The organism is Rhizobium sp. Rhizsp82, assembly GCF_047325115.1.
Taxonomy (GTDB): Bacteria; Pseudomonadota; Alphaproteobacteria; order Rhizobiales; family Rhizobiaceae; genus Rhizobium.
The window spans coordinates 1,655,312-1,676,014 of the sequence record NZ_CP168571.1 but is presented as its reverse complement, the minus strand read 5'-3'; the positions used below and the strand labels follow the sequence as shown (position 1 = coordinate 1,676,014).

Sequence of the window (20,703 nt, the reverse complement as noted above, 5' to 3'; positions counted from 1 at the left end):
TTGCCAAGGCGCCAGCAGGCAGACGGCTGTCCATCCTATCATCCGTGACAGATTTTCATGATGAATGATGGAATTCCATCATTCTAGATATTCTCCGGAATATAGATCTCGAACGGCAGGAAGGTCTGGCCGGGAACTGCCGCCTCACCGTTGCCGATGGCGGCGATCATCTGGGCGACCAGCTCGCGGCAGATCGCCGGCAGCGGGGTGCTGAGTGCCATGGTCACCGTTCCGTCCATCAGCGCGGCCTTGCTCTCCGGCACCAGCTCATTGACGATCAGGGCGACCTCGCCGGTGCGTTTCTCCTCCTGGATCGCAGCGATCGCCCCCTCCATGCCGCCACCGCAGACATAGAGGCCGACGAGATCAGGGTGTTTCTGTAGCAGCGTCGACGTCGCCTCATGGGTGATCTCCACGGTGTCGAGATTGATGAGCGTTTCCAGCACATCGAAATCGGGCGCTTCCTCGCGGAAATAGGAACGGAAGCCGACTTCGCGCAGCTCATGCCCATGGAAGCGATGGCTACCGACGAAACAGGCGACCTTGCCGGGCTTGCGGGCCGTGCGGGCGATCGTCCAGGCCGCAGAACGGCCGACCTTGCGGTTATCGAGGCCGATATAGCCGGCGCGCGTCCCCTCGGCGAAATCCGACAGCACGGAAAAGACCGGGATGCCCTTGTGTTTCAGCTCTTCCACGGCTGCGGTGACGGCCGGATAATCCGGGGCCACCATGGCCACCGCCTGGTTGCGGGCCGTCAGCGTCCGGAGCTTCTCGGTAATGGCGGCAGGCGTGGAGGCCGCCGGATAATCGATCTGGATTTGCAGCCGCGCGGTGGTGCAAGCTGCCGCCGCGATCTCGATCTCGCGGCTAAAGGCCTGGTAGAAGGATTGCATCGGCTTCTGCAGCAGGAAGGCCAGCTGATAGCGCGGCAGGTCCTCGAAGACGCGCTGCCGGATCAGGCCGACAGCGTGGTAGCCGATTGATTGCGCCGCGTCATAGACACGCCGCGCCGTTTCCTCGCGAACCTTGTGGCGCCCGTTGAGCACGCGGTCGACAGTCGCGACACTGACGCCGGACGCATGGGCAAGGTCTGATATCGTCGGTCGGCGCATGACAGTTCCTGATATAATCCATCACAGATGAGAGCCATGTGTGATGGCTTTTGATAGAATATATCAAGACTGCATTGAGCCCGGGGCAAAGTCAACTTAACCTTCATATCAGCCAAGGATTGGCGGGAGGCAAAAATGACCGAGACGATGAAACGCGACTACAGCCTGCTGGGGGAGAGCAGCCGCCGGGCGGTTGAGACCGGGCTTGCGGCAGCGCAATGGTATCACACCGACGTAGCGCGCAAGGAGATGAAGGCGCTGATGCAGCGTTCGGATGCGCCTGCGATCCGCGACACGATCATCTGGCTCGGCAGCATGCTGGTTTTCGCTGGCCTCGGTATCTACTTCTGGGGTTCGTGGATCTGCCTCCCGTTCTTCCTCGCTTACGGCGTTCTCTACGGCTCGGCGTCCGACAGCCGCTGGCATGAATGCGGCCACGGCACGGCCTTCAAGACGCGCTGGATGAACGATGCCGTCTATCAGATCGCCTGCTTCATGATCATGCGCAACCCGGTGACCTGGCGCTGGAGCCATACCCGCCATCACACGGACACCGTCATCGTCGGCCGCGATCCTGAAATTGCCGTCATGCGCCCGCCGGACCTCTTCCGGCTGATCCTGAATTTCTTCGGCATCCTCGACGCCGGCTATGCCGTGATCGACATGCTGCGCAACGCCTCCGGCGTCGTCAGCGAGGCGGAAAAGACCTTCATTCCCGAGATGGAGCAGCCAAAGACGATCCGCGTCGCGCGCATCTGGCTGGCGATCTATGTCGCGACCATCGCGCTCTCCATTTATATGGGCTCGTTCCTGCCGCTGATGTTGATCGGCCTGCCGCGTCTCTATGGCGCCTGGCACCATGTCATGACCGGCCTGCTGCAGCATGGCGGCCTCGCCGACAACGTCATCGACCACCGGCTGAACAGCCGCACGGTCTACATGAACCCGATCAGCCGCTTCATCTACTGGAACATGAACTACCACGTCGAGCATCACATGTTCCCGATGGTGCCCTACCATGCGTTGCCGCAGCTGCACGCGATGATCAAGCACGACCTTCCGGCGCCGAACCCGTCGATGTGGTCGGGCTACAAGGAAATGATCCCGGCTTTTCTTCGCCAGCTGCGAAACGAGGACTATTTCCTGAAGCGCGAACTGCCGCAGACGGCGCGGCCGTATCGCGAGGAGTTCCACGCCGAGCTCGCCCCGGCGGCTCAGTAAGACCAACGATAATTCTGGGAGGAAGATATGAGCGGAAACTGGATCGAAGTCTGCGCCAAGGATGATATCGACGAAGAGGATGTCATGCGCTTTGACCATGACGGCAAGACCTTCGCCGTCTATCGCAGCCCCGACGACGAATTCTTCGCGACCGACGGGCTCTGCACCCACGAGCGCATCCATCTCGCCGATGGCTTGGTGATGGAAGACATCATCGAATGTCCGAAACATAACGGCCGCTTCAACTATAAGACCGGCGAGGCCAAGGGCGCACCCGTCTGCGTCAACCTGAAGACCTATCCGGTCAAGGTCGAAGGCGGCTCTGTCTTCATCTCCATCTGAGGAGGTTTCCATGTCTCACTTCGTCATTATCGGGGCCGGCGAATGCGGCGCCCGGGCCGCCTTTGCTTTGCGTGAAAAGGGCTTTGACGGCGAGATCACCCTTGTCGGCACCGAGCCGCTGTTGCCCTACGAGCGCCCGCCTTTGTCGAAGGCGAGCATCAGCGAAGCCCTCGAGCCGAAGCTGATTGCCGCCTCCGAGCGCTATGCGGAAGCTGGCATCCGCCTGATGACCGGCGTATCGGCCAAGAGCCTCGATGCGGAAGCCAAGCGCGTCGTTCTCTCGGATGGCTCTGTCCTCTCCTATGACAAGCTGTTGCTTGCAACGGGCGCCAGCCCGCGTGCCTTTCCGGGTGCACCGGCCGTCAGCGCCCGGATCCGCGCATTGCGCACGCATCACGACGCTGTTTCGCTCCGCGATGTGATGAAGCCCGGCAGGCACATCGCCATTATCGGCGGTGGCTTTATCGGCCTCGAGGTTGCCGCCACCGCGATCAAGCTCGGCGCTCGCGTCACCCTCGTCGAGGGACTGGAACGCGTCCTGAAACGCGGCGTGCCGGAAGACATCGCGCTGGCGCTTTCCGAGCGTCATCGTGGCGAAGGCATCGATCTGCGCTGCGGCGCCGCCATTGAGGCCGTCGGCGAAGAGACCGGCCACGCCTTCATCAAGATTGCCGGCGAGAGGCTGGAAGCCGATCTTATCCTGGTCGGAATTGGCGCGCAGCCGAATGTCGAACTCGCCGAAGCGGCAGGCCTTGCGATCGAGAACGGCATTGCCGTCGACGGGCATTTGCAGACCTCATCGCCGGACACTTATGCCGCTGGCGACTGCTGCTCTTTTCCCCTTGAAATTTACGGCGGTAAACGCGTGCGACTTGAGTCGTGGCGCAATGCGCAGGAGCAGGGCAACCTCGCCGCAGCCAATATGATGGGTGCGAACGAGGCTGTTTCGGCCGTTCCGTGGTTCTGGTCGGATCAATATGACCTGACGCTGCAGATCGCCGGACTTGCCGATGGAGCCGTCACACATCTGCGGCGCGACCTCGGCGATGGCGCCTTCATCCTCTTCCATCTCGATGGCGAGGGGCGGCTGCTGGCCGCAAGCGGCATCGGCACCGGCAATGCCGTCGCCCGCGATATCCGTCTTGCGGAAATGCTGATCGCCGCGCGTGCCCATCCCGATCCGGCGGCGCTGACCGCCAGCAATGTCAAACTGAAGTCGCTGCTCGCGGCCTGAACGGAGAACAAGATGAAGAAGCATAGCCGGCCGACCGTTGCCGACCTCCTGTCGATAAAAGGTAAGCGTCAGCTTACGATGCTGCGCGTCACCACGCTGGAAGAAGCCGAAGCCGCGGAGAAGGCGAAGATCGACATGGTCTCCGTTCCCCCGGCGCTGCTCGGTCCGGTCTTCCGTGAGGCGGCGCCGAGCCCGTTTGCCGTTCCTGGCCTCGAATATGGCGATTATGTCAGCGCCGAGGAATATCTGCGCGAAGCCTTCAAGGCGCTGAAGGCTGGCGGTGACGCCGTCTATTGTGCTGCTGGCCTCTCCATCATCCGCCGCATGCGCGAAGAGGGCATTCCGGTCTGCGGTCATGTCGGCCTCATCCCTTCGAAGGCGACATGGACCGGCGGCTTCCGCGCTGTCGGCAAGACGGCGGCCAGCGCCTTCGAGATCTGGCGGCAGACAAAGGCGCTGGAGGACGCAGGCGCCTTCGCAGCCGAGATCGAGGTCGTGCCCGGCGAAGTCGCCGCAGCGATCAGCCAGAACACCTCGATGCTGATGATCTCGATGGGCGCCGGTACCGGCTGCGATGCGCAATATCTCTTCGCTGACGACGTGCTCGGCGCCAATCGCGATCACTACCCGCGCCACGCCAAGGTCTACCGCAATTTCGCCGCCGAATATGACCGGCTGCAGCGCGAACGGATCGCCGCCTTCACCGAATTCGCTGATGACGTCAAGAACGGCGCCTATCCGGAAAAGCGGCATCTCGTCGGCGTTGACGAGGAACAGCTGAAGCTCTTCCTGCAGCGGCTGAGGAGCGAGCTGGATCAAGCTTAAGGTTATCCGCCATGGGCGAACTGGGCCACGAGTTCGTGGCTATCGCCCGGGTAGGTGAGCTTTACATGGGTGACATGCACATCGCCGCTCTGCGTCTTGCGCTCGATGACCAGGCAGGCGCTGCCCGCCGGGATCGCCAGCGCTGCCGCGATGTCGGCCTTGGCGGGCTCGGCGCGGATGCGGTGTTCGGCTGAGCTCCAGGGCACCTTGCCGAGCAGCCATGTGCCGGGTGGGCTGTCCTCGAAGGGTTCGTCGGCGGCCTCGGGAACGGCGGAAAGATTGATCAGGCGCTGTTCATGGCAGAAGGGGCGGTCGCCGGCGAAGTGATCGCAAACGATGTCGAGCACCGACGTCCCGGCCTCGAGGTCTAGCCGCGAGCTGTCCTCTCGCTTGACCCGGCGGGCCTTCAGGCTGGCGATCGTGTAGCGGTAGGGGAGGCCGAGGGCCTGCACTTCGCGCCGGAGGTCGTGGATTTCCATGACCGCCGATTGCGCATGCGGGAAGCGGACGTAGGTTCCGGCTTTGCGCCGCCGCTCGATCAGCCCGCGCTTGACGAGATCGGTCAGCGCCTTGTTCACCGTCATCCGCGAGCAGCCATATTGTACGGTCAGTTCATGCTCGAAGGGAATGCGATGGCCGGGCGGCCATTCTCCGGAGAGAATGCTGCGTTCGACGTCGTTCTGGATGCGAAGGTGAAGCGGCATGTCCCCCATGGCCTGCTTCCCTATCCGTGCGCCGCCGCCGCGATCGCCTCGCTGCGGATTTCTTCGGTGAGCTTCAGGCGCAGCGCCGAAAATTCCGGGCTGGCCTTGACCGTGTAATGCCGGGGATGCGGCAGGTCGACCGGCGTGATCGACTTGATGCGGCCCGGCCGCGCCGTCATCGTCACCACGCGCGAGGCCATGAACACGGCCTCCTCGATATCGTGGGTGACAAAGATGACGGTCTTCTGCTCGCGCTCCCAGATGCCGAGCAACAGTTCCTGCATCAGGCCGCGGGTCTGGTTGTCCAACGCGCCGAAGGGTTCGTCGAGGAGCAGGATCTTTGGATTGTTGGCGAGCGCCCGGGCAATCGCCGTGCGCTGCTGCATGCCGCCGGAGAGCTGTTTCGGCCAGTGGTTCTCGAAGCCGCGCAACCCGACCTTGTCGATATAGCTGGCGACGATCTCGTTCTTCTCCTTCTCCGGCACGCCCTTTTCGCGCAGGCCGAAGGCGACGTTGTCGCGGATCGTCAGCCAAGGGAAGAGTGTGTAGGACTGGAAGACCATGCCGCGGTCGGCGCCCGGTCCGGTCACCGCCTTGCCTTCGAGCGTCACGGTCCCCGTCGTCGGCTTGTCGAGGCCGGCGATGATGCGCAGCAGGGTCGATTTCCCACAGCCCGAGGGCCCGAGGATAGTCACGAAGTCGTTGCGGGGAATATCGAGGTCGGTCGGCTGCAGCGCCAGCGTCGGCTGGCCGCCGTGCACACCGGGGAAGGTGCGGCTGACACCCTTGATGACGAGTTCGCTCATGCGAGCCTCCAGGCGAAGAGGCGGCGGTTCAGCCATTTGAAGGCGAAGTCCGAGATGAGGCCGATCAGGCCGATGACGATGATGCCGAAGATGATCTGGCCGGTCGCCAGCAGCGCCTGGCTGTTGATGATCATATAGCCGATGCCCGAGGACGCGCCGATCAGTTCGGCGACGATGACATAGGTCCAGGCCCAGCCGAGAACGAGGCGCAGCGTCTCGGCGATATCGGGCGCGCTAGCGGGAATGAGGACGCGGCGAACGACACCGCTGTCTCCGGCGCCCAGCGTATAGGCGGCCTCGACCAGGTCGCGGCGCGTGTTGGAAACCGAGACGGCGACCATCAGCACGATCTGGAAGACGGCGCCGATGAAGATGACGAGCAGCTTCTGCGTCTCGCCGATGCCCGCCCAGAGGATCAAGAGCGGCACGAAGGCGGAGGCCGGCAGATAGCGGGCGAAGGAGACGAAGGGTTCGAGCAGCGCCTCGACCGGCTTGTAGGCGCCCATCAGGATGCCGAGCGGAACGGCAACCAGCGCCGACAGGATGAAACCGCCGACGACGCGCCAGATGGTCATGCCGATATCGAAGAGGAAGCCCTGGTTGACCAAGAGATCATAGCCGTCCTGCACCATGGTGATCGGGTCGGCGAGGAAGGTCTTGGAAACGAAGCCGCCGAGCGTCGCGTAGCCCCAGCCCGCAAAGAAAATCACGAAAAACAGCAGGCCGTAGAGCAGTCTGCTGCGGGCTCCGATGGGTTGTAATGGATGCATGCCGCGCCTTCTCGATGGTCTCGGGAGCGCGCAGGTTTTGCCCGCGCGCTCCCAGGGTGTTCAGGGATTACTTGATGAAGGACGGATCGGCGAGCGTCGTCAGATCAGGCTTCTTCTTGATCACGCCTGCCTGCAGCAGCAGGTCGGCGGCTTCCTCGTTGAAACTCTTGAAGGTGGTTTCGAAGAACTTCTGGGCGGCGGCCTTGTCCTGCCATTCCAGATAGGCGGCGGATTCGCCGAATTCCTTGCCGGACTGCTTCACGTCCTTGCCCATGATCTCGAAGGACTTGTCCTTGTCGGTCTTGATCATTTCGAGCGCGTCGTAGTAGCTGGCGGCCAGCGCCTTTGCGGCTTCCTGATTGTCCTTCAGGAAGGCGGTGGTGCAGCCGAATGTGTCCATGACCGCCGGATAATCGAGCGTCGTGGCGATGATCTTGCCCTTGTCAGGCGCGGCGCGGACGCTGGAGAGGTAGGGTTCGTAGGTCACGGCAGCGTCGTTCTGGCCGGCGAGCAGGGCCTGCGCCGCCGGACCCGGCTCCATGTTGACGACCTTGACGTCCTTCATGGTCATGCCGTTCTTGGCGAGGATGAAGGCGAGCAGGAAGTAGGGCGAGGTGCCGGGCGCCGAAGCGGCAACCGATTTGCCCTTGAGATCGGTGATCTTTTCGATGCCGGGCTTGGCGGCAATGCCGTCGGCGCCGTGGGAAACATCGAGCTGGAAGATCTGCGTCGTGGCAACGCCGGCGGCATTCCAGACGATCCAGGTCTCGACGGTGGTCGCCGCACACTGGATGTCGCCGGATGCCAGCGCCAGATGGCGGCTCGCCTGCGGAACCTTGACGATCGACACGTCGAGGCCGTGCTTCTTGAAGATGCCGGCTTCCTTGGCGAGCGTCAACGGTGCGAAGCCGGTCCAGCCGGAGATACCGATCGAAACCTTGGTTTCGGCTGCATGAGCCGCGCTACCGGCGAGAAGCGCGGCAAGAGCCGCAGCAATAACAGATGCTTTTTTCATGTCTGACGTTCCCTGCTCTTTGTTTAGGCATGCGTTCGGTGTGCCTGTTTATTGGCATATTAGGCACGCCGGTTTTGTCTTGTCTATACAAAAGTAGAGGGAATTTCAGAGTGGCATCACAGCGCGTGGATGTGGATCAGATAGGCGGTTCCCGACCCGTGGAGTTTGAGCGCGGAAGGCGAATCCAGCTGCAATAACAGGGCATCGTCATGATCGAGGTCGATCTGCGTGCCATCATATGTGCAGCTGACGGCTCCATCACGGCAGACCAGCAGCACTGTCCCGGCCTGGACAGTTTCCTCCATGCCATCGACAGCAAGGCGCTCGACAGTGTGCTCAAGGCGTCCGCGCCGGGTCATGACGTTGAGATCGGTGATTGCTCCACCGGCAAGCGTAGCCATGACAGGTACGTCGGCCGGGAAGGCGAGCGGCGTGCTTATCTTGGTTAGAAGCACCGGCTCCCGTCCGTCGATGGCAAGCGCCATGCCGTCGCCGGAAAGGATCGACAGCGTCCGGTCGATACCTTCGAAGATCGAGAACGGCCCGTCGGTCGCGACAGTTGCCATACTCACCCGCCAATCGAAGTCGCCAAGCGCGGCATTCTCGGGAAAGACGGCTATCTCGACCGTCTCCCCGCCGCCGTTCTTCCACGGCATACGGCGGTGATTGGCGGCTCTCAGATGGGTGATGCTGGACATGCCGGGCTCCGGATTGAAAATTGCGGGCAAGTGGACTAAGTTTAGTGGACTAAGTTCAACGAGGTTTACGCCATGGAAATCGTCAATATCCATGAAGCCAAGACCAATCTGTCGCGCTTGATGGAGAAGGTCGCCAAGGGCGAGTCCTTCATCATCGCCAAGGCAGGCAAGCCGATCGGCAAGGTCGTACCCATCGATGAGGCCGAGAAGCCGAAGCGCCGTATCGGTTTCATGAAGGGCATGATCAAGGTCCCTGATGATTTCGACACCATGATGGCCGACGAAATCGAAGAGATGTTTTACGGTGGCGACATCTTCCCCAAATGAGGTTGCTGCTCGATACCCATATTCTCATCTGGCTCGCCGCCGATATAGGCCTGATCCCGGCTCACCTCCGATCGTTGATCGAAGACGCCGGCAACGAGTTGCTTTTCAGCCCCGCCAGCATCTGGGAAACAGCGATAAAGCAAGGGAAGGGCCGTCCGGACTTCCAGGCTGACCCTTACTTGCTTCGAACCCTCCTCCTGGAGAACGGCTATATCGAACTCCCGATCAACGGCGAGCATGCCATCGCTATCGCCGGCCTGCCGCCGCTTCACAAGGATCCCTTCGATCGCATCCTCGTCGCTCAGGCCATCACCGAGGGAGTGCCCTTATTGACGGTCGACAAGATGGTGCTGCAATATCCGGGCCTGATTTCGCTTTAGGCCCGGGCCTCAGTTCCCCAGAATCCCAGGCAACCGCAGGCCCTTCTCCTTGGCGCAATCGATCGCGATGTCGTAGCCGGCATCGGCGTGGCGCATGACGCCGGTGGCCGGGTCGTTCCAGAGGACGTTTCCGAGGCGGCGGGCGGCGTCATCGGTGCCGTCGGCGCAGATGACCATGCCGGAATGCTGCGAGAAGCCCATGCCGACGCCGCCGCCGTGGTGGAGCGACACCCAGGTGGCGCCCGATGCGGTGTTCAGCAGCGCATTCAGCAGCGGCCAGTCGGAAACGGCGTCCGAGCCGTCCTTCATCGCTTCCGTCTCGCGGTTCGGCGAGGCGACGGAGCCGGAATCCAGGTGGTCGCGGCCGATGACGATCGGAGCCTTGAGCTCGCCGTTCCTCACCATCTCGTTGAAGGCGAGGCCGAGCTTGTGGCGGTCGCCGAGACCGACCCAGCAGATGCGCGCCGGCAGACCCTGGAAGGCGATGCGCTCCCTGGCCATGTCCAGCCAGTTGTGCAGGTGCTTGTTGTCGGGCAGCAGCTCCTTCACCTTGGCGTCGGTCTTGTAGATATCCTCCGGATCGCCCGAAAGCGCTGCCCAGCGGAACGGACCGATGCCGCGGCAGAAGAGCGGGCGGATATAGGCAGGTACGAAGCCCGGGAAGGCGAAGGCATTTTCGAAGCCTTCGTCCTTGGCGACCTGGCGGATGTTGTTGCCATAGTCGAGCGTCGGTACGCCGGCATCCCAGAAGGCGACCATGGCTTCGACATGCTGGCGCATCGAGGCGCGGGCGGCATCTTCGACGGCCTTCGGATCGGTTTCGCGCTTGGCCTTGGCTTCCTCGACGCTCCAGCCAACCGGCAGATAGCCGTTGCGCGGGTCGTGCGCCGAGGTCTGGTCGGTGACGATATCAGGACGTGCGCCGCCGGCCTTCGTGCGCCTGACGAGTTCAGGGAAGATTTCGGCGGCATTGCCGAGCAGGCCGACGGACTTGGCTTCACCGGCCTTCGTCCACTTGTCGATCAGCGCCAGCGCCTCATCCAGCGTCTTTGCCTTTTCATCGACATAGCGGGTGCGGATACGGAAGTCGATGCGGGTTTCGTCGCATTCGACGGCAAGGCAGCAGGCGCCGGCCATGACGGCTGCGAGCGGCTGCGCGCCGCCCATACCACCGAGGCCGCCGGTAAGGATCCACTTACCCTTTAGATTGCCGTCATAGTGCTGGCGGCCGGCTTCCACGAAGGTTTCGTAGGTGCCCTGAACGATACCCTGGGTACCGATATAGATCCACGAACCGGCCGTCATCTGGCCGTACATCGCAAGGCCCTTCTTGTCGAGTTCGTTGAAATGATCCCAGGTCGCCCAATGCGGGACGAGGTTGGAATTGGCGATCAGGACGCGCGGGGCATCCTTGTGGGTGCGGAATACGCCGACTGGCTTGCCGGATTGAACCAGCAGCGTCTCGTCCTCGTTCAGCGTCTTCAGCGTCGACGTGATGCGGTCGAAATCGTCCCAGGTGCGGGTGGCGCGGCCGATACCGCCGTAGACGACGAGCTCGTTCGGGTTCTCGGCCACATCGGGATCGAGATTGTTCATCAGCATGCGCAGCGGCGCTTCGGTCATCCAGCTCTTGGTATTCAGCTGGTCGCCGCGCGGCGCACGGATTTCGCGGATGTTGTGACGCGGATTGCTCATCTCAGATCTCCAGGGAAGGAAGGATGTTGGCGGATACGGACGCGTTCAGCGCCCCGGTAGCGATCAGGCTGCTGGCAGCCTCAAGGTCATTGGCCATGTAGCGGTCGATTTCGAGCGTCGGCACGACGGTGCGGATCGCATCGATCGCCTTCTGCAGCTCGGGGCTGGTGGCGAGTGGAGCGCGGAATTCGACGCCCTGGGCGGCGGTCAGCGCCTCGATGCCGATGATGCCGAACAGGTTTTCGGTCATTTGCAGCAGGCGGCGGGCGCCGTGGCAGGCCATGGAAACGTGGTCTTCCTGGTTGGCAGACGTCGGTGTCGAGTCGACCGATGCCGGATGCGACATCTGCTTGTTTTCGCTCATCAACGCGGCAGACGTGACTTCGGCGATCATCAGGCCGGAGTTCAGGCCGGGCTTCTTGGCGAGGAAGGCCGGAAGGCCGTAGGAGAGGGCAGGGTCGACCAGAAGCGCGATCCGGCGCTGAGCGATCGCACCGATTTCGCAGACGGCGATGGCGATCTGATCGGCAGCGAACGCGACCGGCTCGGCATGGAAATTGCCGCCAGAAACGACGGAATTGTCGGACAGAACCAGCGGATTGTCGGTCACCGCATTGGCTTCGATCTCAAGCGTGCGGGCGACCGAGCGCAGAAGATCGAGGCAGGCGCCATCGACCTGCGGCTGGCAGCGGATGCAATAGGGGTCCTGCACGCGCTCGTCGCCTTCGATATGGCTCTGGCGGATGATCGAGTTGTCGAGCAGGGCGCGCAGCGCCGCCGCCGTATCGATCTGGCCGCGATGGCCGCGCAAGGTGTGAATATCAGGATGGAACGGTGCGGATGAGCCCATCGCCGCATCGGTCGACATCGCGCCGGTGATCAGCGCTGATTGTGCCGCCCGGTGGGCGCGGAAGAGGCCTGCCAGCGCCAGCGCTGTGGAGGTCTGCGTGCCGTTGATCAGCGCCAGGCCTTCCTTGGCGGCGAGCACGACAGGCTCAAGCCCTGCCTTCTTCAGTGCATCGGCGCCGGAGAGACGTTCACCGGCGAAGAAGGCTTCAGCCTCGCCCATCATCACCGCAGCCATATGCGCCAGCGGCGCGAGGTCGCCGGATGCGCCGACCGAACCCTTTTCCGGGATCACCGGGATAACGCCCTTTTTGAGCATGCCTTCGATCAGCCGCACCAGCTCGATGCGCACGCCGGAAGCGCCGCGGCCGAGCGAGACCAGCTTGAGGGCCATGATCAGCCGAACGACATTCTCAGGCAGCGGCGCGCCGATGCCGCAGCAATGCGACAGGATGAGATTGCGCTGCAGCGTTGCGACATCAGCGGCGTCGATCTTGATCGAGGCGAGCTTTCCGAAGCCGGTATTGATGCCGTAAACGGGCGCATTGCCGGCTGCGATCTCGGCGATGCGGGCCGCAGCCTTGTTGATCCCTGCGTCAAAGGACGCATCGAGCCTGGCCGGTTCGCCGGTCCAGTAGATGGTTTCCAGCTGCTTCAGAGAAACGGAGCCTGGATGGAGGGTGATGGTCAACGGCCGATCCTTTCGCCCTTGTAGATGCGTGCGTGAAGTGGGTTGAAGCCGATGCGGTAGACGAGCTCGGCGGGGCTCTCGATATCCCAAACCGCGATGTCGGCGGCTTTCCCGGCTTCCAACGTTCCGGTTTCGCCGAGAAGACCAAGGGCGCGCGCGCCTTCGCGCGTCGCACCGGCAATGCATTCCTCGACGGTCAGGCCGAAAAGCGTCGCCGACATGTTCATCGTCAAAAGCAGCGAGGTCAGCGGCGAGGTGCCGGGATTGCAGTCGGTCGCGATAGCGATCGGCACGCCTGCGGCGCGCAGCGCCTTTACCGGCGGCTTCTGCTTTTCGTTGATGGCGTAGAAGGCGCCGGGAAGCAGCACAGCGACGGTTCCGGCCGCAGCCATGGCCGCGATGCCTTCGTCATCGAGATACTCGAGATGATCGGCGGAGAGGGCGCCGTAGCCGGCGGCGAGCTTGGCGCCGCCGAGATTGGAAAGCTGCTCGGCATGGAGCTTGACCGGCAGGCCAAGCGCCTTGGCGCGATCGAAGACGCGGGCGATTTCCTCGGTCGAGAAGGCGATGCCTTCACAGAAACCATCGACGGCGTCGGCAAGGCCGCGTTTGTGTGCGTCATCAAGCGTCGGCAGTACGACGTCGCTGATATAATCGCCGTTGCGGCCCTTGTAGTGGGCGGGCGTCGCATGGGCGCCGAGATAGCTGGTCTTGACGCGAACCGGTCTGATGGTGCCGAGCGCGCGGGCGGCTTCCAGCATCTTCAGTTCGCCGTCGCTCGTCAGCCCGTAGCCGGACTTGATCTCGATGGTCGTGACGCCTTCGGAAAGCAGCGTGTCCAGCCGTCGGATCGACGCCCGAACGAGGCCGTCGACGGAGAGCGCATTGGTCGCCGTGACCGAGGAAACGATGCCGCCGCCGGCGCGGGCGATCTCTTCGTAGGTGGCGCCTTCCAGACGCATTTCAAATTCGCGAGCGCGATTGCCGCCATAGACGATGTGCGTGTGGCAATCGACGAGGCCGGGGGTGACCCAGCGGCCCTCAAGATCGGTGATCTCGGCGCGTTCGATCATCGAAACCGGCAGTTCGCCTTCCGGGCCGGCATAAGTGATCCGGCCGTTTTCGGTGACGATGGCGCCCTTCTCGATGATCCCGAGACCGGATTGCGCCGGATTGAGCGTCGCCAGTCTGGCATTGCGCCAGAGGCTCGGCCGCTCCATTTCGCTATGAAGATTATCCCCTGTCATCAGCTTTACGCCTTTCCTTATGTCAAAACATGTATATACATAATAACCGGGTGACAAGTGGAATTTTGGGCGCTTCCATGGAAAAGAAAGATGGACGCCTTCAAAGGGAGCAAGCGATGACGACCCTCCATGCAAAGAATGCCCTGCTGCAAAACGGCTGGCAGAGCGATGTGCGGCTGACGCTGGAAGGCGGCCGGATTGCCAAGATCGAGACCGGCGTCGCGGCTGACGCCGCTGACGACCGCCATGCGGCGCTGATCCCGGCAATGCCGAACCTGCACAGCCACGCGTTCCAGCGCGCCATGGCCGGACTGGCAGAGGTTCGCGGTCCCGCGGATGACAGCTTCTGGAGCTGGCGCACCGTCATGTACAAGTTCGCTTTGTCGATGACGCCCGATCATGTCGAGGCCGTTGCGGCGCAGCTTTATATGGAGATGCTGGAAGCCGGTTTCTCGCGGGTCGGCGAGTTCCACTATCTTCATCATGACAAGGACGGCAGCCCCTACGGCGATATCGCCGAGCTTGCCGGGCGGATCGGCGCGGCAAGCGCGGAGACGGGGATCGGCTTGACACTGCTCCCTGTTTTCTATGCCCATTCCGGCTTCGGCGGCGCAGCTCCCATCGATGGCCAGCGCCGTTTCATCAACTCCGTCGATGGCTTCGGCCGCCTGATGGAACGTTGCGCGTCGATCACCGGTAAGCTCGACGGTGCGCATCTTGGGATCGCGCCGCACAGCCTGCGCGCCGCGACGCCGGATGAGCTGAAGGCGATCTTGCCGCTGGCCGGCGATGGCCCTGTTCATATCCATGTCGCCGAACAGGTGAAGGAGGTCGAGGACTGCATCTCCTGGTCCGGCGCGAGGCCGGTCGAGTGGTTGCTGGCAAATGCCCCGGTCGATGGCCGCTGGTGCCTGATCCATGCGACGCATATGACCAATGATGAGACGCGCGGCATGGCGAAAAGCGGCGCGATCGCCGGTCTCTGCCCGATTACCGAAGCCAATCTCGGTGACGGCATGTTCGCAGCACCGCTCTTCCTGGAAGAGGGTGGCCGCTATGGCGTCGGTTCGGATTCGAATGTGATGATCTCGCTGCCGGGCGAGCTCTGCCAGCTGGAATATTCGCAGCGTCTCGGCCGCCGCGCTCGCAATGTCATCGCCGAAACCGGCGGCTCGACCGGCCGCAACCTGTTCGACAATGCCGTCAACGGCGGCAGTGCCGCACTGGCTTCCAAGCCGGGCCTTGGTGAGGGTAATGATGCGGATATCGTCTCGCTGGATTGCAGCGCCGTGCCCTATCTCGCCGGCGATCAGCTTCTCGACCACTGGATCTTCGCCGGCGGCGTGCGCATCGACAGCGTCTGGTCGCTCGGCCGCAAGCAGGTCGAGGGCGGGTGCCATCGCAAGCGCGAGGCGATCAATCGCCGTTTCCTGGCGGCAATGGGCGAACTTCTCTCCGCCTAGGGCTTTCGCTTCTGTGGCATCCGCAATAGAGCGGGAAGGGACGTCAACCGGAGCCTGATATGGCAAGCAAGGATGCCACGCTGCATCAGAGCATCTTGAGCGAGATCGAAGGCCGCATCGTTTCGGGCGAATGGCCGCCGGGCCACCGCATTCCGTTCGAGGTCGATCTCGCCACCCAATATGGCTGCTCGCGAATGACGGTCAACAAGGTGCTGACCCAGCTTGCCAAGGCCGGGCTGATCGAACGCCGCAAGAAATCCGGCAGCTTCGTCACCCAGCCGCAGGCGCAGTCCGCTGTTCTTGAGATCCACGATATCAAGGCCGAGGTTCAGTCGCTGAACCTGCCCTACAGCTATCGGGTCATCGCCCAGAAAACCCGCAAGGCGATGGCCGGCGAGGGTCAACTGCCCGACGTTGCGTCCGGCACGCCGCTTCGTGAAATCACCTGCGTCCACTTCGCAGGCGCGCTCCCCTTCTGCCTTGAGGAGCGCCTGATCAATCTGGAAACAGTGCCGGATGCGGCAGCTGCGGATTTCGCGGAAACCGCGCCCGGTCCATGGCTGGTGAAACAAGTGCCCTGGACGACCGCCGAGCACAAGATTCACGCTTCGCCGGCGAGTGGCAATGCGACGGATGCGCTGGATATTCCCCGCGGCACCGCCTGCCTCGTCGTCGAGCGCAGGACCTGGAGCAATGCCGGTCCTGTCACCCATGTGCGCTTCACCTATCCTGGTGATCGCCACGCGCTCGTTGCCCGTTTCAGCCCGGCTTCCTGAGATTTGATCGGCGCGCCGGTTGCGAATCATGGGTCAAATAGCGGAAGTAAAGGTCGAAATGACTTCCGGAAAATGACGTGCGCTACGAGATCGACAATGCCCTTCTGAAAAGCCTTCTGCCTGCCGTGGTGCAGGCGGAGGACATGCTGGCGCGCGTCGATGAACGGGCGGCGCGCTCGCCGGTTGGCGAAGGCTTTGCCGAGCGTGGCCATTTCTTCGATGCCGCTGGCGCTCTTTGGGTGGCGGGCGAGCTCGTGCATGTCGAGGATCTCGTGCTCCACGACGCCCATATGGACAGCCGCACGCCGAGCCATGAGCTAACGATCGCCCATGCGGTGCTGCGCGCGCGGCGCCGCATCTGGACCGCCGACCCCGCCTGGGCGCTGAGCGCTGCCGGTCTCAACGCACTGGCAGGGGCGGGGCTGGACGAGGGCACGGCACCTGAGACCAAGGGTTTTGCCGCTGCTACAGAAGAGGCGGATGAGCCCGATCAGCTGCTTTCGGCGGAGCTTGCGGAAATCGACGCGATACTCGCCCGCTCGCAGCGGCTGCTCGATGCCCATATGGGCAAGCCTGTCGAGGCCGAGGAAGAGCGGCCGAAGGAGAAGCGCAGCGACGATCCGCTTGGGCTTTTCGGCGATGACGAATGGGATGAGGGGCAGCGGCTTGCCGATTGGCGCGGCGTGCTGCCGCTCGCTGGCGAGCTGCCGCCGGTTCTCGCCGCCGCCGTTCTCTTCGACGCCTGGGAGCGGATCGAGCCGCTGCGGCGCCAATCCTGGCTCGGTGGTCTGCTGGTTTCCAGCCATCTGCGGGCACGGGGCAAGGTGTCCTCGCACCTCTTTTCCTTCTACGCCGGTTTGAAGAGCGTCCGCCACGAGCGCCGCCGCTCGCGCGACCGGTTGACCCGGCTTCTCGCCTTCCTGGAAGCAATGAGCGAGAGTGCTGCCACCGGCCTCAAGGAAATGGACCGCCTGCTGCTCGCCCGCACGCAGATGGAGCTGCGCTTCAGGGATCGCCGCTCGAACAGCAGCCTGCCGCAACTGGCGGAGTTCGTGCTGTCGCGGCCGATGGTATCGTCGGCGATGGTTGCCAAGCAGCTGAAGGTCACCAGCCGCGGCGCGCTCAATCTGCTGAACGAGATCGGCATTCGCGAGATCACCGGCCGCGGCCGCTACCGCGCCTGGGGCATCATCTGATCTGCACTCTTCACCCGGAATGCAAAAAGGCCGAAGCTTTCGCTCCGGCCTTTTCCATTAAAGGGTGAACGCCCGGCCCGCCATCCTGTCACAGATTGCGGACCGGGCGCTCTAGCGCTTCCATTGCCCCCAGAAGCGCAGTCCTATTCCCGCTCGCCCGTGAAGTTGAGCAGCAGCTGGAAGATGTTGACGAAGTTCAGGTAGAGAGACAGAGCGCCGAAGACGGCAAGCTTCTGGTTCGATTCCTGATCATGGTTTTCGGAATACTGTTCCTTGATGTTCTGCGTGTCCCAGGCGGTCAGGCCGACGAAGACGACGATACCGATGACCGAGATGGCGAACTGCAGTGCAGACGAGCCAAGGAAGATGTTGACGATGCTGGCGATGACGACGCCGATCAGGCCCATCATCAGGAACGAGCCGACCTTCGCCAGGTCACGCTTGGTGACGTAGCCATAGAGGCTGGTCGCGCCGAACATCGTTGCGGCGATGAAGAAGGTGCGGGCGATGCTCGTGCCGGTGAACACCAGGAACACCGAGGCAAGCGACAGGCCCATGACGGCACAGAAGGCCCAGAAGGTCATCTGCGCAGCACTTGCCGACATCGTCTGGATCTTGAACGAGAAGAAGAAGACAAAGGCCAGCGGAGCCAGCATCACCACCCACTTCAGCGGCGACTGGAAGATCGGCACGTAGAGAGCCGGCGTCGAGCCGACGATGAAGGCGACGATGCCGGTGATGACAAGGCCGATGCCCATGTAATTGTAAACGCGCAGCATATGCTGGCGGAGTCCCTCGTCGAAGAGGGCCTGCGAGCCGGCGGCAGAGCCGTAGCCGTAACGCGGGTTGATCTGGTTCATTCTGATCTCCTCGGTTTCAAACTAGTACAGCGAACGGGCAAGGCCTTCGGCCGCCCTATCGAGGTTGGAACCACCGTCACCGGCAACGAGGGCATAGGCCACTTCGCCGATTTGCCAGTAGGCGGCTTCTGCATTGTCGAGCGCGAGATGACCAACCGGTTGCACGGCAAACGCCCCCGGCCTGACGGCAAACAGCGAAAGCTGCTTCCCGTCCGCTTCCTGGATAGCCATCTCAACGCTCGGGCCGAATTCCGACGGGAAGATCTGAACATCAGAGACCTTCCAGCCCTTCGGCAGCTCGGGCATGGTAATTGCGGTCGCCGCACGAATCTCGTCGGCGTTGTAATGCGGTGCCGTCTGCGACGGCATGGTCTGGCGCAACTGCGCCGTCTGGTAGGCGCGAACGGCGTCTTCGACATAGGCCGGAGCCGGTGTCGAGGCAGCCACTTCGGTCGCCGTGAAGGCACCGAACGAAGTATGCGCGACCCAACCGGCTGCGACCAGCACGGCGACGGCGGCAATCCGCTGAACCGTATGCAGGATACGGCCATAGGAGAGACCGCGTTCCAGCCGGCGGGCGGCATCACGGGTCTCGATCCGGCCAAAGGCATTCTCGCCGGCAAGCGCCAGGCGAAGCTCGCCCTTCATGCTGAGATCTGCCATCACCTTGGCGGCGATATCAGGGTTCTCGGAGAGGTAGGATTCGACCTGAATGCGGCGCGCCACGTCGAGTTCGCCATCCACATAGGCGTCGAGATCGGTATCGATGATCGGATCAACTGCTTTCATTGCCGTTCCCTCCGATTAAGCGCAAATGCGAAACGCGCGGTGTCTTCTCCTCGAATTCGCGCAGCTGGGCGCGGGCACGCGAGATGCGCGACATCAGCGTGCCCACGGGAATGCCGAGCGATGCCGCGGCTTCCTGATAGGACAGGTCTTCGATGGCGACGAGATGCAGCGCCTCTCGCTGTTCCTCCGGCAGGTTGAAGAAGGCGTCGCGAACCTGCTGGAGGCGCACGGCGTGCTCCTGCCCTGCCGGCAGCGACTGGTCCGCCTCGAGGGCCGCTTCGTCATGCCTTCGTGTGATCGACCGGTTCTGGCGAACGCGATCGATATGAGCGTTGTGGACGATGGAAAGCAGCCACGTCCGAAGATTGCCGCCGCCGCGGAAGCTCTGACGCTTCTCGTAGGCACGCACCAGCGCATCATGCACCAGGTCCTCGGCCTCATCCGAATTGCGCACCAGGGCGCGCGCATAGCGCCTGAGCGCTGCGAGCTGTCCGATGACATCGAATGGGCGTTCTTTCCGTTCCATGATTGAGTATACGGATGCCGGTCGGGATTTATTCCACGGCCTCATCAAATTTTTTCGAGTTCTTGGCGCGAGCCTGTGTAGACGCTATATTGTGTATGTCTACACAAGGATGCCAACATGCCGCTGAATATCAGAAATGAGCGAGTCAATCAGCTGGCTGAAGAGCTGGCAACCAAGATGCACGTCAATAAGACCGAGGCGGTTCTCCTTGCGTTGCAAGGCGAACTTCGCCGTTACGATGAGAAACTGCCTCTTGCCGCGCGGCTAAAGCCGCTGCAGGCGCAGATTGCTGCTCTGCCTGACAATGACGTGGTGCTGGACAAGGCATTCTTCGACGAACTGAGCGGCGGTTACTGATGTTCGTCGATGCTTCGGCAATGCTGGCTATCTTGCTGCAGGAGCCTCAGTCAGACCGCTTCATCCGGGCGCTCGAAGAAGCCGCGCCAGGATCGCTCTGCACATCCGTTATTGCAGTCTGGGAAGCCGCCGCAGCGCTCTATCGCAAGAAGTTGCAGGGCTCCATGGCTGAGGCTCAAGAAAGACTGGATGCCTTTATCCGGCTGGCGGATATCGCAGTGCTGCCTGTCACGCCCGATGACAACGGCCTTGCGCTGAAAGCCTTCGACCTTCATGGCAGGCACCGTCATGCCGATGACAAGCGCAATGATGCACTCAATCTTGCAGATTGCTTTCACTATGCCGTCGCGAAAGGCCGGAACCTGCCGATCCTGACCAAGGATGCCGGTTTCGCGTTGACGGATATCAGGGCGATCGGCCCGGATTTCTAGACCTTCGCCCCCTCCGAAAGCTCCTCCAGTATCGGGCAATCCGGCCGGTCGTTACCGTGGCAGGCGTGAACGAGATGTTCCAGCGTGCGGCGCAGTTCCATCATTTCGCGGATCTTCTGGTCGATCTCGGTAAGTTTGGTCTGGGCGATGTCCTTGACGTCAGCGCTGGCGCGGCTCTTGTCTTCATAGAGCGCAAGCAGCTGGCGGCATTCCTCGACGGAGAAGCCGAGGCCGCGGGAGCGCTGCAGGAAGCGCAGCTTGTGGACGTCAGAGATATCGTAGTCGCGATAGCCGTTTCCGCCCCTTTCGGGGCGGATCAGGCCGATATCCTCGTAATAGCGGATCGTCTTTGCCGGAAGGCCGGAGCGATCGGATGCTTCGCCGATATTCAT

24 protein-coding genes are annotated in these 20,703 nt (G+C 62.5%); 11 read left to right on the top strand and 13 right to left on the bottom strand.

The window, feature by feature from the left end; genetic code table 11:
* Positions 1 to 83: 83 nt before the first annotated feature.
* Positions 84 to 1,112: a LacI family DNA-binding transcriptional regulator gene (locus ACEN84_RS31980; protein ID WP_203430161.1), complete on the bottom strand. Its 1,029-nt coding sequence runs from the start codon at positions 1,110 to 1,112 to the stop codon at positions 84 to 86.
* A 135-nt stretch (positions 1,113 to 1,247) separates the two neighbouring features.
* Here ACEN84_RS31980 and ACEN84_RS31975 point away from each other — a divergent pair, with 135 nt between their 5' ends.
* Genes ACEN84_RS31975 through ACEN84_RS31960 form a run of 4 tightly spaced genes read left to right on the top strand, consistent with a single transcriptional unit; the run spans position 1,248 to position 4,734 of the window.
* Entirely contained in the window at positions 1,248 to 2,333 is a 1,086-nt protein-coding gene (locus tag ACEN84_RS31975; RefSeq protein WP_413711933.1) for a fatty acid desaturase family protein, read from the top strand.
* A 27-nt stretch (positions 2,334 to 2,360) separates the two neighbouring features.
* The gene (locus tag ACEN84_RS31970; RefSeq protein ID WP_130280165.1) at positions 2,361 to 2,675 is read left to right on the top strand and encodes a MocE family 2Fe-2S type ferredoxin; all 315 of its coding nucleotides are present in this window, start codon (positions 2,361 to 2,363) and stop codon (positions 2,673 to 2,675) included.
* 10 nt (positions 2,676 to 2,685) lie between these two features.
* Positions 2,686 to 3,909, top strand: a complete 1,224-nt coding sequence (locus ACEN84_RS31965; RefSeq protein WP_413711932.1) for an NAD(P)/FAD-dependent oxidoreductase — start codon at positions 2,686 to 2,688, stop codon at positions 3,907 to 3,909.
* Between the two features lie 12 nt (positions 3,910 to 3,921).
* Positions 3,922 to 4,734 (top strand): 3-methyl-2-oxobutanoate hydroxymethyltransferase, encoded by an 813-nt coding sequence (locus ACEN84_RS31960; RefSeq protein WP_413711931.1) that lies wholly within the window; start codon positions 3,922 to 3,924, stop codon positions 4,732 to 4,734.
* 2 nt (positions 4,735 to 4,736) lie between these two features.
* Here the strand turns inward: ACEN84_RS31960 and hutC (ACEN84_RS31955) are convergent, their stop codons facing one another.
* From hutC (ACEN84_RS31955) to ACEN84_RS31935, 5 genes are all read right to left on the bottom strand, one after another.
* Entirely contained in the window at positions 4,737 to 5,438 is a 702-nt protein-coding gene (hutC, locus tag ACEN84_RS31955; RefSeq protein WP_413711930.1) for a histidine utilization repressor, read from the bottom strand.
* A 20-nt stretch (positions 5,439 to 5,458) separates the two neighbouring features.
* A complete protein-coding gene (locus ACEN84_RS31950; protein ID WP_199625513.1) occupies positions 5,459 to 6,244 on the bottom strand; it encodes an ABC transporter ATP-binding protein in 786 nt (261 codons plus the stop codon).
* The gene (locus ACEN84_RS31945) at positions 6,241 to 7,014 is read right to left on the bottom strand and encodes an ABC transporter permease (protein WP_413711929.1); all 774 of its coding nucleotides are present in this window, start codon (positions 7,012 to 7,014) and stop codon (positions 6,241 to 6,243) included. Before ACEN84_RS31945 ends, ACEN84_RS31950 begins: the two co-directional genes overlap by 4 nt.
* Before the next feature lie 67 nt (positions 7,015 to 7,081).
* A complete protein-coding gene (locus ACEN84_RS31940; protein WP_413711928.1) occupies positions 7,082 to 8,029 on the bottom strand; it encodes an ABC transporter substrate-binding protein in 948 nt (315 codons plus the stop codon).
* 116 nt (positions 8,030 to 8,145) lie between these two features.
* A complete protein-coding gene (locus ACEN84_RS31935; RefSeq protein ID WP_413712531.1) occupies positions 8,146 to 8,718 on the bottom strand; it encodes a HutD family protein in 573 nt (190 codons plus the stop codon).
* 81 nt (positions 8,719 to 8,799) lie between these two features.
* On the opposite strand from ACEN84_RS31935, the gene ACEN84_RS31930 reads away from it, so the two are divergent.
* Both ACEN84_RS31930 and ACEN84_RS31925 read left to right on the top strand, forming a co-directional pair.
* Entirely contained in the window at positions 8,800 to 9,054 is a 255-nt protein-coding gene (locus ACEN84_RS31930; protein WP_413711927.1) for a type II toxin-antitoxin system Phd/YefM family antitoxin, read from the top strand.
* On the top strand, positions 9,051 to 9,434 hold the full coding sequence (locus ACEN84_RS31925; RefSeq protein WP_413711926.1) for a type II toxin-antitoxin system VapC family toxin: 384 nt from the start codon (positions 9,051 to 9,053) through the stop codon (positions 9,432 to 9,434). Before ACEN84_RS31930 ends, ACEN84_RS31925 begins: the two co-directional genes overlap by 4 nt.
* A 9-nt stretch (positions 9,435 to 9,443) precedes the next feature.
* Here the strand turns inward: ACEN84_RS31925 and hutU are convergent, their stop codons facing one another.
* From hutU to hutI, 3 genes are read right to left on the bottom strand one after another with little or no spacing between them, the layout of a single operon-like run.
* Positions 9,444 to 11,129 carry a urocanate hydratase gene (gene hutU / locus ACEN84_RS31920; RefSeq protein WP_413711925.1) on the bottom strand — a complete coding sequence of 562 codons (1,686 nt, stop codon included), beginning with the start codon at positions 11,127 to 11,129 and terminating at the stop codon, positions 9,444 to 9,446.
* Between the two features lies 1 nt (position 11,130).
* Positions 11,131 to 12,666 (bottom strand): histidine ammonia-lyase, encoded by a 1,536-nt coding sequence (gene hutH / locus ACEN84_RS31915; RefSeq protein WP_413711924.1) that lies wholly within the window; start codon positions 12,664 to 12,666, stop codon positions 11,131 to 11,133.
* Complete coding sequence (gene hutI / locus ACEN84_RS31910; RefSeq protein ID WP_112712548.1) at positions 12,663 to 13,913, bottom strand: imidazolonepropionase; 1,251 nt, start codon at positions 13,911 to 13,913, stop codon at positions 12,663 to 12,665. The genes hutH and hutI overlap by 4 nt, the downstream gene beginning before the upstream one ends.
* A 116-nt stretch (positions 13,914 to 14,029) precedes the next feature.
* Here hutI and ACEN84_RS31905 point away from each other — a divergent pair, with 116 nt between their 5' ends.
* The 3 genes from ACEN84_RS31905 (at position 14,030) to ACEN84_RS31895 (ending at position 17,348) form a co-directional block, all read left to right on the top strand.
* Positions 14,030 to 15,376 (top strand): formimidoylglutamate deiminase, encoded by a 1,347-nt coding sequence (locus ACEN84_RS31905; RefSeq protein ID WP_112712546.1) that lies wholly within the window; start codon positions 14,030 to 14,032, stop codon positions 15,374 to 15,376.
* Between the two features lie 59 nt (positions 15,377 to 15,435).
* Positions 15,436 to 16,152, top strand: a complete 717-nt coding sequence (hutC, locus tag ACEN84_RS31900) for a histidine utilization repressor (RefSeq protein WP_413711923.1) — start codon at positions 15,436 to 15,438, stop codon at positions 16,150 to 16,152.
* Positions 16,153 to 16,229: 77 nt separating this feature from the next.
* Positions 16,230 to 17,348 (top strand): RHE_PE00001 family protein, encoded by a 1,119-nt coding sequence (locus ACEN84_RS31895; RefSeq protein WP_413711922.1) that lies wholly within the window; start codon positions 16,230 to 16,232, stop codon positions 17,346 to 17,348.
* Positions 17,349 to 17,491: 143 nt separating this feature from the next.
* Here the strand turns inward: ACEN84_RS31895 and ACEN84_RS31890 are convergent, their stop codons facing one another.
* From ACEN84_RS31890 to ACEN84_RS31880, 3 genes are read right to left on the bottom strand one after another with little or no spacing between them, the layout of a single operon-like run.
* On the bottom strand, positions 17,492 to 18,208 hold the full coding sequence (locus ACEN84_RS31890; protein WP_112712540.1) for a Bax inhibitor-1/YccA family protein: 717 nt from the start codon (positions 18,206 to 18,208) through the stop codon (positions 17,492 to 17,494).
* A 21-nt stretch (positions 18,209 to 18,229) separates the two neighbouring features.
* On the bottom strand, positions 18,230 to 18,997 hold the full coding sequence (locus tag ACEN84_RS31885; protein WP_413711921.1) for an anti-sigma factor family protein: 768 nt from the start codon (positions 18,995 to 18,997) through the stop codon (positions 18,230 to 18,232).
* Positions 18,984 to 19,523 carry a sigma-70 family RNA polymerase sigma factor gene (locus ACEN84_RS31880; protein WP_413711920.1) on the bottom strand — a complete coding sequence of 180 codons (540 nt, stop codon included), beginning with the start codon at positions 19,521 to 19,523 and terminating at the stop codon, positions 18,984 to 18,986. The genes ACEN84_RS31885 and ACEN84_RS31880 overlap by 14 nt, the downstream gene beginning before the upstream one ends.
* A 117-nt stretch (positions 19,524 to 19,640) precedes the next feature.
* Here ACEN84_RS31880 and ACEN84_RS31875 point away from each other — a divergent pair, with 117 nt between their 5' ends.
* Positions 19,641 to 19,880 (top strand): type II toxin-antitoxin system VapB family antitoxin, encoded by a 240-nt coding sequence (locus ACEN84_RS31875; protein WP_130280135.1) that lies wholly within the window; start codon positions 19,641 to 19,643, stop codon positions 19,878 to 19,880.
* Positions 19,880 to 20,311 (top strand): type II toxin-antitoxin system VapC family toxin, encoded by a 432-nt coding sequence (locus ACEN84_RS31870; protein ID WP_413711919.1) that lies wholly within the window; start codon positions 19,880 to 19,882, stop codon positions 20,309 to 20,311. The genes ACEN84_RS31875 and ACEN84_RS31870 overlap by 1 nt, the downstream gene beginning before the upstream one ends.
* Here the strand turns inward: ACEN84_RS31870 and cueR are convergent.
* A complete protein-coding gene (cueR, locus tag ACEN84_RS31865) occupies positions 20,308 to 20,703 on the bottom strand; it encodes a Cu(I)-responsive transcriptional regulator (protein ID WP_130280131.1) in 396 nt (131 codons plus the stop codon). The two genes, ACEN84_RS31870 and cueR, sit on opposite strands and share 4 nt — an antisense overlap.